Here is a 13701-nt window from a genome sequence, read left to right on the forward strand (position 1 = left end):
CCAGAACACTTTAAATTTACACAAAAAAACGCGACTGTCGTCAGTCGCGCTTTATGTTTGAAAGAGTAACGGAAATTAACCGATGAACTCTAGCCCTTTCATATATGGGCGCAATACTTCTGGAACTTCAATACGGCCATCAGCTAATTGGTAGTTTTCTAAAATCGCCACCAATGTACGACCAACAGCTAAACCAGAACCATTCAGGGTATGAACAAGTTGTGTTTTCTTATCACTCTTACCGCGGAAACGCGCTTGCATACGGCGCGCTTGGAAGTCCCACATGTTTGAACAAGATGAAATTTCACGATAAGTATTTTGCGCTGGTAACCACACTTCTAAGTCATAGGTTTTACGTGAACCAAAACCAATATCACCGGTGCACAAAATCACTTTACGATAAGGCAAGTTCAGTAATTGTAATACTTTTTCTGCATGACCAGTCAGCTCTTCCAATGCATCCATAGATTTTTCTGGATGAACGATTTGTACTAACTCAACTTTGTCGAACTGATGCATACGGATCAAACCGCGTGTATCACGGCCATAAGACCCTGCTTCAGAACGGAAACAAGGCGTATGTGCCGTCATTTTCAGAGGAAGTGAGTCTTCATCTAAAATTTCATCACGAACCAAGTTAGTCACTGGAACTTCTGCGGTTGGGATCAACGCATAAGTACTGCTGTCTGCTTCTTCTTCCAGTGGTTTAGTATGGAACAAATCTTCACCAAACTTTGGTAATTGGCCAGTTCCGTACAGTGTGTCATGGTTGACTAAATATGGAACATACAACTCTTGGTAACCATGTTGTTCAGTATGTAAGTCAAGCATAAATTGAGCCAAGGCACGATGCATGCGAGCAATTTGCCCTTTCATGACAACAAAACGTGCTCCTGTCAGTTTTACCGCAGCAGGGAAGTCTAAGCCACCAGATAACTCACCAAGGCTAACATGGTCTTTAACTTCGAAGTCATACTGGCGAGGTTCACCCCAACGAGCAACTTCAACGTTGTCAGAATCATCTTTACCATCAGGTACTTGGTCATCAGGAATGTTCGGGATACTCAAGGCAATATCACGGATTTCTTGTTGCAGCTTATCTAGCTCTGCTTTTGCAGAATCCAATTTTTCGCCTAATTGGTTAACTTCCAGACGTAATGGTTCGATATCTTCACCACGTGCCTTCGCCGCACCAATAGTTTTCGATCGCGAATTACGGTCTGCTTGCAGGGTTTCAGTTTCAACTTGTAAAACTTTGCGGCGTTCTTCTAATTCACGCAGCTTTTCCACATCAAGGGTAAAACCCCTGCGAGCCAGTTTTTCAGCAACCGCGTCTAGCTCCGTACGCAGTAAATTGGGATCGAGCATGCTTATCCTGTGATTATTGTTAGTAATTAATGATACTTTTTGAGGTGCATTCCAGCACAACAAATAAAGTAAAGTATTTCGCTATATAACCTTACCGCATTGCCTAGTTTAGCGATAGCGTTTTGTAATGCTAATTTGATCCTGTTGGGCTAACCAGTCTAATTTTTCAGCAAACTTGCCTTCTTGGCCCCGTTTAGTAGGGTAGTAATAACGTGTTGTTTGCATAGGTTCAGGAAAATAATTTTCTCCCGCAGCATATGCGTTAGGTTCATCATGCGCATAACGATATTCTTTCCCTGCCCCCATTTCTTTTAATAGTTTAGTTGGGGCATTTCGAAGATGTTCTGGCACATCGTAGTCCGGTTGCATTTGTGCATCTTTAATCGCTGCTTTATAGGCGGTATAAACCGCGTTACTTTTCGGCGCACAAGCTAAATAAACAATCGCTTGGGCAATTGCACGCTCGCCTTCGGCTGGCCCCACTCGCGTGAAGCAATCCCAAGCTGAAATGGCGACTTGCATCGCACGAGGATCCGCATTACCCACATCTTCTGATGCAATTGCAAGTAGCCGACGGGCAACATACAGAGGGTCACCACCCGCAGTAATAATCCTTGCAAACCAATACAGTGCAGCATCTGGTGCTGAGCCTCTAATCGACTTATGCAGAGCAGAGATTAAGTCGTAATAACGGTCGCCTTTATTATCAAACCGTGCAGTACGTTCACCGCTAACTTCTTTTAACAGATCAGCGGTTAAAATACGCTGCCCTTGGCTATCAGCCTCTGCCATATCTGCCATCATTTCCAGCAGATTTAATGAACGCCTAGCATCCCCATTAACCAACTGAGCGACCATTTTGCGCGTGTTATCAGGCAGAACAATATTTTGCCCACCAAGGCCACGAGATGAATCTGCCAGTGCTTGTAACAAGACCTGTTCAATATCATTTTCTTCAAGGGATTTAAGCAAATACACCCTAGCACGTGATAACAATGCGGAATTTAATTCAAATGATGGGTTTTCAGTTGTTGCACCAATAAATGTAATCGTGCCATCTTCTATATGAGGTAAAAATGCATCTTGCTGGCTTTTATTAAAACGATGAACCTCATCGACAAATAAAATGGTTCTCCGCCCCGCGCTGCGATTTTGCCGGGCTTTTTCGATGGATTCTCGAATTTCCTTAATACCAGAAGTAACTGCTGAAATACGTTCAATATCGGCTTGTGCATAATTACCAATAATTTCGGCAAGGGTTGTTTTACCTGTTCCAGGGGGCCCCCATAAAATCATGGAGTGCAGATGACCCGCTTTAATCGCACGTGGCAACGGTTTCCCCTCAGCCAATAAATGCTTTTGGCCAATATACTGTTCAAGGGTTTCAGGCCGCATTCTTGCTGCTAAAGGTTGAAATTCATTCTGCGAAAAATCAAGAGACAGGTTACCCACTATATCCTCTTTTTTACTTCTTAAAATATCTTATATATTAACCAGCAAATATGAATACTGCTGGCTAATATTTTCTCTAATCAAGCTTATTTAGCATTTGAACGCTGGTCATCTAAAGTGACGCCTTTTGGTACTGTAAACTTGAATTTACTCGCATCAACGCGACCATTTTTTTGCTCTTTTAATTGATAAGCACTGGTTTGGCCATCTTGTTCAACCGCTGAAAACTGCTCAATCGTCCCTTCGGGAGAAACCGTAATGGAGAAACGTTTTAAAGTCCCATTAGTTTGTTTTGGTTTTAAATCAAACGTATTTCCCTGCTGAATGATTGAGTACTGTTTCCAATCTTTCGGGTCGTTACGTGTAATTAGTAGAAATGGCGTATCCTGCGTAGCATCTGCTAAATTAGTCACCGTCACTTGTTCTACGAACGGGTTATAAAACCACAAATCTTTACCATCTGACACCAATACGCTTTCATCAGGTGATGTCATGTTCCAATTAAATAAATTTGGGCGCTCAAGCCATAAATCCCCAACACCTTCTTGAACCAAATCCCCTTCAGGACTCGTCACCTTTTGCGAGAAGCTAGCTTGGAAGCTATTGACCTTATTCAAACGTTCTTGAAGGTCTTGGCTTGCGTCCGCCAATACTTGGCCAATATGTAAACTCAGGGCTAACGCACCCAATAACATCATTTTTTTCATCGATGAGAGACCTTAAAATTATTACCATAAGAGGTGTTACGTCTTTATACACCCCTTAAATTAAACCAGCAATTAGCACACTAAATTATTAATGCCCCATTGACGGAGGAGCAAGAACTTCACGGTTACCATTGTGCCCTTGCTCACTGACAATACCTTGGAGCTCCATTTGCTCAACAATCCTTGCAGCACGGTTATAACCTATCCTAAATTGGCGTTGAACCCCAGAAATGGAAACTCGTTGTTTCTCAACAACAAACTCAACTGCCTGGTCAAACAGTGGGTCAAGCTCTTCACCTCCGCTATCATAACCACCACCTTCGCTATCGTCACTACAGGTCGTGATGCTATCAATATATTGTGGTTTACCGCGAGCTTTCCAATCATTTACAACTGCATGAACCTCTTGGTCACGAACAAAAGCACCGTGTACACGCACAGGAATTGAAGAGTTTGGTGGTAAATACAGCATATCCCCCATGCCTAGTAAAGATTCAGCGCCGCCTTGGTCAAGGATCGTGCGCGAGTCAATTTTACTGGATACCGTAAATGCAATCCGCGTTGGAATATTTGCTTTGATTAGTCCAGTAATAATATCAACCGATGGCCGTTGAGTTGCCAATACCAAATGAATACCCGCGGCACGTGCTTTTTGTGCCAACCGTGCAATTAACTCTTCCACTTTTTTACCAGCTGTCATCATTAAGTCGGCAAATTCATCAACCATGACAACAATGTAAGGTTCTTTTTTCAGCATTGGGTGTTCTACATCCATGCTATCACCGGGTTTCCAATGTGGATCAGGAATTGGCCGCCCCATTTCTTCTGCTGCTTTAATGCGGTCGTTATAACCCGCTAGGTTACGTACCCCTAATGCAGACATGAGTTTATAACGGCGTTCCATTTCATTCACGCACCAGCGCAAGGCATTCGCCGCATCTTTCATGTCAGTAACCACTTCAGTCAATAGATGCGGAATACCTTCATAAATGGATAACTCCAGCATTTTCGGGTCAATCATGATAAAGCGAACATCTTCGGGTTTGGCTTTATACAAGATACTGAGGATCATTGCATTCACCCCAACCGACTTACCAGAGCCGGTTGTCCCCGCAACGAGTAAATGAGGCATTTTCGCTAAATCCGCAACAACAGGGTCACCTTCAATATCTTTACCCAATACAATAGTGAGAGGAGATGGGTTTTTGCGGAAATCATCGCAGTCTAAGACTTCACTTAGGTAAACGGTTTGCCGTTTCTCATTAGGGAGTTCGAGGCCTACATAAGGTTTACCCGGTATCACTTCTACAACACGTACGGCTACGGTTGATAACGAACGAGCAAGGTCACGTGACAATGTGGATATCCGTGCAGCTTTTACTCCCGGTGCGAGGTCAAGTTCAAACCGAGTAATGACAGGGCCTGGAGAAAAACCAACCACTTCAGCTTTAACGCGGTAATCATTAAGCCTTGCTTCAATCAACCTTGCTGTTTGTTCTAGTTTGAACATATCCACTGGCTCTTCTTGTGCTGGCGGACTTGCCAGCAAATCAAGAGACGGCATTGGCGTTGTTGGTTTTGGTAATGGTTGGTCATTACGCACTAAGAACGGGTGGAATAAGCTATCTTGCTGTGGCTGCTGTGGCTGCTGTGGCTGCTGTGGCTGCTGTGGCTGCTGTGGCTGCTGTGGCTGCTGTGGCTGCTGTGGCTGCTGTGGCTGCTGTGGCTGCTGTGGCTGCCCAAAAGTTTGTGTTACTGATGGTGAGCTAGCAAGCCCTTCAGCGATATTATTTTGTGGGGTACCTGCTGTAACAGAAGTCGCGCTAAATGACGGCATAAATAATGGGTCAGCTGGCTCGTTGTCAACCAAATCATCAACAGGGGTAAAACTATCCAGCACAGAGAACTCTTTTCTTAAATCAATTTTGGGCTCAAAGTCTTCTTGCTCTTGTGTAAACTGAGATTGATAGCCATTATCCACGACTGGCACGGCCTCATCAGGCTCTGGAATTGTATGCGTATTATTGGATTGTTGTGAAGCTGACGCCCAACGGTGTTCAATTTCGGGCTGCGTAAATGCGCTGACTCTATTTTCAGTCATTGGCTCATTTTGTAATTGCTCATCATGCGAGTGCAGGCTATTAAGCGATACATCATAATCAGTTTCATCAACTTCACCATAACGTTCACGTTGCTGTTCTAAGAACTGCACTCGTAATAATTCGTCTTGTTGTGCCTCATCATCAGTTTCAGGTTGGTCAGACTCACTCGTAGACCACTGCTGATATATTTGTTCACGTTTAGAAGCCTCTTCTTCGCGCCGCTGTAATTCCGCATCACGTAACGATGGAATGCGAATACCATATAACTCACGACGAGTCGGTAAACGAACAGGATTTGGCCGTGGAAGCTCCGGCTCCATATTTTGTTTAACCTGAGCATGGCGCTCCAGTGCAGCGACTGAAATACCCGCAGCCGCTAATGCAGCTGGATTAGAAACCCTTTCAGTAACTGATGATGGAATAAAACTTTCTGTTGTATTTGAAGAGATAAGTGGGGGCGTGGATGTCGCTTGAGCTTCAAACGCAGCTTGATTAACAGATGTTTCTTGTTTATCCGAATATTCTTTATAAGCGGTATTATCTTGTTTTTGTTGTTCTATTTGTTGATTATGCTGAACACTAAATATCGGTTCTTCTGGTGCAACATACGGTGACGCTTGAACTAACGGCTCATTAACGGTATCTGATGTTGAATCAAAACTTGCACCGAGCTTAGGCTGGTAATCTTCTGGTACTTCAAAATGATATGTGCTCGGCTCATCCACTGCAGAGAAAGCAGGTACCGAATCTTGCTCTGATGTGTTTTGATTCACTGAAGGAATTGGGTTTTCTGTAGTAACAACCGCTTCACCCGTATTTTTTTCCGTTGTTGGAGCGACTTCAGTGACTAATTCAGCCACAGTGGGTGCGGAAAACAAAACATCATCCGCATCAATATTTTCTAGGCTGTCATTGGCTCTGTGCTCAGCTTCTTGCGCACGCTGTAAAGCTCCTTCAGTTTCTTCAACGTCGTAATCATAGTTATCTAAATCGTCTCCCCTCGCTCGATTTGTTAGCAAAGTAATAGGGAGAAGTACCGCTGCACCAATTTTTTCTGCGATTGTAAGCCATGACCATCCCGTAAACAGCGTAAAGCTTATCGCCCATAAAAACAGCAATGCTAACGTAGCACCTAATGAATTGAACCACGGCATAATTGCATTACTAAATACACTGCCAATCACACCACCAGAGGCGAAATTAGGTAAGTCGTCAAAATTGAGAGCCGCAAGTCCACAAGAAGATAAAATAAGTGCTAAACCACCTATTAATCTTAACGATAAAGAGAAAAAATCAATATATCGGCGCCGACTTTCATATTGGAAAATCGCCCAGCAGCCTAGGAGTAATAGTGCAGGAATGGCAAATGCAAGAATACCAAAAGCAGAGAAAAGAATATCTGCACTCCATGAACCTACACTACCCCCTAAATTCTTCACTGGGGCATTCCAAGTGGTCTGTGACCAGCTTGGATCTGAAGGGCTGAAGCTCAATAAAGCCACCATTAAGAAGAGTGCGCTCAAGCATATTGCGAGCAAAATAACCTCTAATAGCCGTCTTCCGCTACTTAGTTTTTTAAATTTGATATGTTTATCTTCTGTATATTCTTGGCTCATTATTATTTCTTTGCTAACTGATGTTCTTGACTAACCTAGGTTTATTCTACCATTAAACGCCTGACTCTGCCTGTTTTACAGCGACTAAGAGATATCAAGGCTTCACAAAAGCACTAAGGTGCAGTATTCCATCTAATGTATGATGATTCAATTTCTATTTCTCGTCAAAAATCCTAAATATTTATAGCTTTAGAATCAATAAATTGGAAATAAAACTTATCAGTTGCTAAGTAATTTACGTAAAACGAGGTAGAAAGGCATGGATAGCAGCCAGTTGAAGCTGTGAAACAGCAAAATATTACGTTTTTATAAAGCAACAAATGAGGTGAGAAAAACGGAACAACGCTGAGTAAACTCAGCGTTGAAACTGCAGTGCGGCAACAAAGCTGAAATGCTGTGCTGAAGCGAGGTTAAAAAGCACTAATTAGCGAGTTTTGATCACTAAGCGGTTGCTTTGTTTAACTTCTTCCATAACTACATAGGTGCGAGTGTCGTTTACGCCTGGTAAACGTAACAGAGTTTCACCTAACAGTTTACGATATGCGGACATATCTGGCACACGCGTTTTCAACAGGTAGTCAAAGTCACCAGAAACCAAGTGGCATTCCTGAATTTCTTCCAGTTTTTGAACTGCTGTATTGAATTGCTCAAATACATCCGCAGCACCACGGTTAAGTGTGATTTCAACAAACACGAGCAATGATGCATCTAAGTAGTGTGGATTTAATAACGCAGTATAGCCAGAGATAAATCCTTGTCTCTCAAGGCGACGTACACGCTCTAAACAAGGTGTTGGAGATAAACCAACTCGTTTAGATAACTCTACGTTAGAAATTCGCCCGTCTTTTTGTAGTTCGTTTAATATATTCCTGTCGATACGGTCAAGGTCTTTGCCAGGACGCTTTTTATTGTCAATCATCTCTTTATCTCTCTTTCTCTAATTGTTATTTTCTACATCTAAAAATAAGCACCTTAGCCACCACCTTTTTTATTTAGGAATTCGTGTTCAGGAGCAAATTTTATTCATAATGCTGAAGTTAGTGTGAATGTAATTATCATCCACAATGTTTACTTGTATTTTAAATTTGTAAGTAGTGTAAAGTTAATTTTCCAGCAAGAACAAAAATGCGCCATTTCCATTGATCAGCTAGATAATTAACTCTTACACTGATGTTTTCGCAAATGCGCAGCCGATTGTCAAAGCAAATGAATAAAAATCAGTACAAGATTTCGCTTTTTTTTCCAGTAAAACGTTTCGCAGCCTTAATTCAAGATAATTCCTAAAAATTGTGATGCGTGACACAAGCAACTTTTTGTCATATTTTTTTACATTTTGTCGGTATTACCTATTGATGAAATAAGCCAAATGAAACTAAGTCGCACTTAAACCACTTTTGTTAACCTCTTATTTCTCCTACAATCTGATAAATGCTTTTTAGATTAAAGAGGAATTCATGAGCACAACAACACATCGCAAGTTAATCATTCTTGGTTCTGGCCCTGCGGGCTATACTGCGGCTGTCTATGCTGCACGTGCAAACTTAAACCCAGCATTGATTACTGGGGTGGAAAAAGGCGGTCAATTGACCACCACAACTGAAGTTGAAAACTGGCCTGGTGACCCAGAAGGTTTAACCGGTCCAGGGCTTATGGAACGCATGCATGAGCACGCATCAAAATTTGACACCGAAATCATATCTGACCATATCCAAAAAGTGGACTTAAAACAACGTCCTTTCCGTTTAATTGGCGATGAAAATGAATATACCTGTGATGCATTAATTATTGCAACAGGGGCTTCCGCTCGTTATATCGGCCTACCTTCAGAAGAAGCGTTCAAAGGCCGTGGCGTTTCAGCTTGTGCAACTTGTGACGGTTTCTTCTATCGTAACCAAAAAGTCGCTGTCGTTGGTGGCGGAAACACTGCGGTAGAAGAAGCATTGTACCTTTCTAATATTGCTTCAGAAGTTCATTTAATTCATCGTCGTGATAGTTTCCGTGCAGAAAAAATCCTGATTAATCGTTTAATGGATAAAGTTGAGAACGGTAATATTATTCTGCATACCGACCGCACATTAAATGAAGTATTAGGTGATGATATGGGCGTGACGGGTGTGCGCTTAGAATGTACTAAAACACATGCAACAGAAGATATCCCTGTTATGGGGGCATTTATTGCCATCGGCCACAGCCCAAATACAGCTATTTTTGAAGGCCAATTAGATTTAGACAACGGTTATATTAAAGTGCAATCTGGCACCCAAGGCAATGCAACTCAAACTTCTGTTGAAGGTGTGTTCGCGGCTGGTGATGTCATGGACCATATATACCGCCAAGCAATTACCTCTGCGGGCACAGGTTGTATGGCAGCCTTAGATGCAGAACGTTATCTTGATGGCTTAGCATCAAAATAATCAATAAGTGATTGTCATTTAGATAGGCTTCGATTTTTCCTCAATTGAAGCCTTTTTTATTAGCTATACACCCCATCCTAACTATTGGTTTTGCATATATTTTTAAGACCAAGTTTATATTGTACTTTTTTAATACTGCCTATACTGTTTTTACATAACATTAATTAATATAAGGTGTAGGTATGGGGCAACAATTAGAACGTGATGCCATTCGCGGTTATTCTTATTTTATTATCGTCATATTTGCCGTGATTCAAGGCATCGTCATCACAGCCACTACCGATTACTCTACCCGTCTAGAAAGCCAACTAAGCGCCACCACCCTATATCTGCCTATTTTGCTCGCCATTTTTGTTCCTTCAGCAATCAGTTACCTAATTACCAATGCAAAATCCGCTATTTTTTATCTCAACATTGCGGTCATTATTGGGTTAATTTTCTGGCTCAATTACTGGCATGCTCAAGACTTTCTAAATCCTGCAGATGCAGACCCATTCTTCGCCTTTATCACCCTAACCGTCCTGCTCTTTTTTATACTTCCTTGGATGCAATCGTGGCAAACCACAAGAACATGGAAGATTGATTACGGTTGCTTAATGGGGCTATATATTAAAAATACCTTTCTGGGTATTCTCGCTTCTATAATCGGTGGGTTGCTAACATTAATCGTAAAAATAGCCAGTTTTTTATTTGGCATTGTTAACCTGACTTTTTTGAGTGAAGCTCTTGATAACGACGTTATCTATTGGGTGAGCTTTGCCCTTGGGTTCAACGTGAGTTTAGCTTTTTTACGCACAGCACTGAATGTACAACTCAGTAATTTTGTTAGCTTTATTGCGCGTTTTTTTTACCGCTCTTGAATATTGTTGCTGTTATTTTCTTAGGCGGTTTCGTTGTTTCCTACTTTTCAGGTTTGACCTCTGCAGGCTTAGGCTCCGCAGTGATGCTATGGTTTTTAATTTTAAACCTTATTTTTATCAATTTCGTGTATGGCGATGGCACAACTCAATATCAATTCCGTGCGGGCCTCAACGGTTTTGTCTTAATTAGCATTATTTTACTTAATGCATTTTCAGTGCTTTCTCTCTATGGCATTTTGGTACGAGTTAACCAGTATAGTTGGAGTGTTGAGCGCCTATACGCCTTTACTATTGCCCTATTCCTATTTGTATTGGTTTTTGCTTATAGCATCGCAATTATCTATAAAAAATCAGCTTGGATGTCCTATTTAGGCCCTATCAATAAAGCGGGAATTCTGGCTCTAATTGCCATCATATTAATTATTAACAGCCCTATTGCTGATTTTAAACGTATCACACTGAACAGTATTCTTGCGGGTGTTGAAAATGGCAAAATCAAAGTCAATAGCTCGCTTGCTTATGACTTAAAACAATTAGGTGAAAAAGGGCAACAAGCTTTTGAAAAACTCAATAACAACCCTGAATATCAAAAACTATTCCAAACCAGCCCTTATGAAGAAGAACAGCGCAGATCGTTAAAATCAGTATTAATTCAAGCTCAAAATAGCCCTGCAATGCCGAAGAGTTGGTTCGACCTCGGGGAAAACCTTAGCAGTGCTTGGTATTGTACCTCACAATACGACCCATACCCGTGTGTGGGCTTTATGGCCGATGTTAACCAAAATAATCAAGATGATGTGGTTATGTGCTATTCCTATCCAAGTAGTTCTAGTATTGATTGTAATGTATGGCAACAAACGGAACAAACCTGGGAGTTAATGGATACGCAAACTCGCTCATTTAATACCATGAAAGAAAAAGATCAGGCTTGGGATAATTTATTAAAAGGAAACTATGAATTAAAACCCAAAGAATGGTTAATGATAGACCCCACATCCTAATTGTCATTAAAAATGCCGATGGCTTAACATTTCTTTGTTAAGCCACCTTTTTATTACGTAAAAATACAGTAACATCCCAATATCATTACATCTAAAAATTTACTGAAATATTAAATTTACCTTTATAAAACAATTTAATAACAAAGCACAACTCACTTTAAATAACCCACTTTTATTAGGTAACATATCGTGATGAAGCTGTTATGATGTACTCTAATACTCGAATTTATGGGTAAGATCAAAAACGCAGATTTTCTTATAATCACCAATTGCGTTACCAGATCAAAAGTTATCGTTCTCATGCGGTTTAAAACAGGTCAACTGCAATATCACGCATGGTAAAAACAACGTTAGGGTGATATTTCCTAACTATACTCAATGACATTAAAACTACACCTGCTAACTAAATCATTATGGATAAATCAAGACAGACTGAATTGGTACGTTGGTTAAAACAACACAGTGCCCCTGCCAAGCGCTGGTTGCGGATCTCTATGTTACTAGGCATTTTGAGTGGATTACTGATTATTGCTCAAGCTTGGTTCTTAGCTGTTATCTTACAAGCATTGATTATGGATAACGTTCCTCGAGAACAGTTATTAACCCCTTTTGTTCTTCTGATTTGCGTTTTTATCTTACGCGCAATTGTCACTTATGTACGAGAACGCGTTGGCTTTCGTTGTGGCCAAGTGGTGCGCCAAGAAATACGTACCATGGTACTCGATAAACTTCAAGAACTCGGCCCTGTGTGGGTTAAAGGTAAGCCAGCGGGTAGCTGGGCTACAATTATTCTTGAACAAATTGAAGATATGCAAGACTACTATTCGCGCTATCTTCCTCAAATGTATTTAGCTGGGATCATCCCCATTATGATCCTGATTGCTATTTTCCCCTTTAACTGGGCTGCAGCACTTATTTTATTCGTCACTGCCCCGCTGATTCCTATCTTTATGGCATTAGTCGGATTAGGCGCTGCGGATGCTAACCGTCGTAACTTTATTGCCTTAGGTCGTTTAAGCGGGAGTTTTCTCGATAGACTACGAGGCCTTGATACCTTACGGTTATTTTTTCGTGAAAAAGCAGAGATTAAGCAAATTCGTGAATCAACAGAAGATTTTCGTTCCAGAACGATGGAAGTATTGAGGATGGCATTTCTGTCTTCTGGCGTACTTGAATTTTTTGCATCGATTTCTATTGCTGTTGTTGCTGTCTATTTTGGTTTTTCCTACCTGGGTGAAATGAACTTCGGTAGCTATGGTTTACCTGTCACGCTATTTGCGGGTTTTCTTGCCCTAATACTTTCACCAGAGTTTTTCCAACCATTACGTGACCTTGGCACCTACTACCACGCCAAAGCGCAAGCTGTTGGTGCCGCTGAAACACTCGAAACGCTATTAAACAGTGATGGCGAACAAAAAGCTCAACAAGGAACCCAAACACTGAGTGATGAGGCTATCTATATTCAGGCTAAACAATTAGAAATTTTATCCCATGATGGAGTGCGCCTTGCTGGGCCATTAGATTTCAATATTGAGCCACAACAACGTATTGCAATTGTTGGTCAAAGTGGTGCGGGAAAAAGCTCATTACTGAATTTATTGTTAGGCTTTTTGCCTTATCGCGGTTCCATCACCATAAATGGTGTTGAACTTCGTGAATTATGCCCTGATAAATGGCGTGAATTACTCGGTTGGGTTGGGCAAAACCCTCACCTTCCAGAGCAAACACTGGTTGAAAACATCTGTTTAGGCAAGCCAAATGCTACAGAAGCGGAAATTCAACAGGCGATTGATAATGCATATGTTTCCGAATTCTTAGCCCATTTGCCTGATGGCCTAAATACCAAGCTGGGTGACTATGCCGCTCGCCTTTCGGTCGGGCAAGCTCAGCGAGTTGCCGTTGCACGAACCCTGTTGAAACCCTCTCGTATGCTCCTTCTAGATGAGCCTGCTGCGAGCTTAGACTCCCACAGCGAACAACGTGTTATGCAAACACTTAACCAGCTATCAAGTCAGCAAACGACCCTTTTAGTCACCCATTTACTGGAAGAAACCCTTGATTATGACCAAATTTGGGTAATGGCTAACGGGCAAATCATTCAACAAGGTAATTACACACAGTTAAGCCAGTCAGAAGGCGCTTTTGCCCAGTTACTTGCCCATCGCAGTGAGGAGCTTTGAT

Annotated in this window: 9 protein-coding genes; 4 read left to right on the forward strand and 5 right to left on the reverse strand. The window is 41.6% G+C overall.

Translation table 11 applies throughout. The annotated features are described in order from the left end of the window. Window positions 1-75 precede the first annotated feature (75 nt). From serS to lrp, 5 genes are all read right to left on the reverse strand, one after another. Window positions 76-1368: a serine--tRNA ligase gene (gene serS / locus P3L40_RS15515; protein ID WP_004256329.1), complete on the reverse strand. Its 1293-nt coding sequence runs from the start codon at window positions 1366-1368 to the stop codon at window positions 76-78. A 108-nt stretch (window positions 1369-1476) separates the two neighbouring features. Then, complete coding sequence (locus P3L40_RS15520; RefSeq protein ID WP_196731837.1) at window positions 1477-2820, reverse strand: replication-associated recombination protein A; 1344 nt, start codon at window positions 2818-2820, stop codon at window positions 1477-1479. 86 nt (window positions 2821-2906) lie between these two features. Further along, window positions 2907-3527 carry an outer membrane lipoprotein chaperone LolA gene (gene lolA / locus P3L40_RS15525; protein ID WP_004256331.1) on the reverse strand — a complete coding sequence of 207 codons (621 nt, stop codon included), beginning with the start codon at window positions 3525-3527 and terminating at the stop codon, window positions 2907-2909. Window positions 3528-3615: 88 nt separating this feature from the next. Next, a complete protein-coding gene (locus P3L40_RS15530; protein ID WP_316927979.1) occupies window positions 3616-7245 on the reverse strand; it encodes a DNA translocase FtsK 4TM domain-containing protein in 3630 nt (1209 codons plus the stop codon). A 424-nt stretch (window positions 7246-7669) separates the two neighbouring features. Further along, window positions 7670-8164: a leucine-responsive transcriptional regulator Lrp gene (gene lrp / locus P3L40_RS15535; protein ID WP_004256338.1), complete on the reverse strand. Its 495-nt coding sequence runs from the start codon at window positions 8162-8164 to the stop codon at window positions 7670-7672. A gap of 535 nt (window positions 8165-8699) precedes the next feature. Between lrp and trxB the strand changes: the two genes are divergently transcribed. The 4 genes from trxB to cydD all read left to right on the forward strand — a co-directional run bounded on the left by trxB (window position 8700) and on the right by cydD (window position 13700). Beyond that, window positions 8700-9659, forward strand: a complete 960-nt coding sequence (trxB, locus tag P3L40_RS15540; RefSeq protein WP_004256339.1) for a thioredoxin-disulfide reductase — start codon at window positions 8700-8702, stop codon at window positions 9657-9659. A 182-nt stretch (window positions 9660-9841) separates the two neighbouring features. Beyond that, entirely contained in the window at window positions 9842-10519 is a 678-nt protein-coding gene (locus tag P3L40_RS15545; RefSeq protein WP_247605816.1) for a hypothetical protein, read from the forward strand. Between the two features lie 83 nt (window positions 10520-10602). Beyond that, window positions 10603-11520, forward strand: a complete 918-nt coding sequence (locus P3L40_RS15550) for a DUF4153 domain-containing protein (protein ID WP_410482063.1) — start codon at window positions 10603-10605, stop codon at window positions 11518-11520. Between the two features lie 413 nt (window positions 11521-11933). Then, the gene (gene cydD, locus P3L40_RS15555) at window positions 11934-13700 is read left to right on the forward strand and encodes a heme ABC transporter permease/ATP-binding protein CydD (protein WP_210852867.1); all 1767 of its coding nucleotides are present in this window, start codon (window positions 11934-11936) and stop codon (window positions 13698-13700) included. Window position 13701: the final 1 nt, after the last annotated feature.

Source organism: Providencia sp. PROV040 (genome assembly GCF_032706145.1).
Classification (GTDB): Bacteria; Pseudomonadota; Gammaproteobacteria; order Enterobacterales; family Enterobacteriaceae; genus Providencia; species Providencia hangzhouensis.

Bases quoted from the DNA above. Each gene is read 5' to 3' on its own strand.
- serS (WP_004256329.1), bottom strand. From the start codon at position 1,368: ATGCTCGATCCCAATTTACTGCGTACGGAGCTAGACGCGGTTGCTGAA.
- lolA (WP_004256331.1), bottom strand. From the start codon at position 3,527: ATGAAAAAAATGATGTTATTGGGTGCGTTAGCCCTGAGTTTACATATT.
- P3L40_RS15530 (WP_316927979.1), bottom strand. From the start codon at position 7,245: ATGAGCCAAGAATATACAGAAGATAAACATATCAAATTTAAAAAACTA.
- lrp (WP_004256338.1), bottom strand. From the start codon at position 8,164: ATGATTGACAATAAAAAGCGTCCTGGCAAAGACCTTGACCGTATCGAC.
- trxB (WP_004256339.1), top strand. From the start codon at position 8,700: ATGAGCACAACAACACATCGCAAGTTAATCATTCTTGGTTCTGGCCCT.
- P3L40_RS15545 (WP_247605816.1), top strand. From the start codon at position 9,842: ATGGGGCAACAATTAGAACGTGATGCCATTCGCGGTTATTCTTATTTT.
- P3L40_RS15550 (WP_410482063.1), top strand. From the start codon at position 10,603: ATGCTATGGTTTTTAATTTTAAACCTTATTTTTATCAATTTCGTGTAT.
- cydD (WP_210852867.1), top strand. From the start codon at position 11,934: ATGGATAAATCAAGACAGACTGAATTGGTACGTTGGTTAAAACAACAC.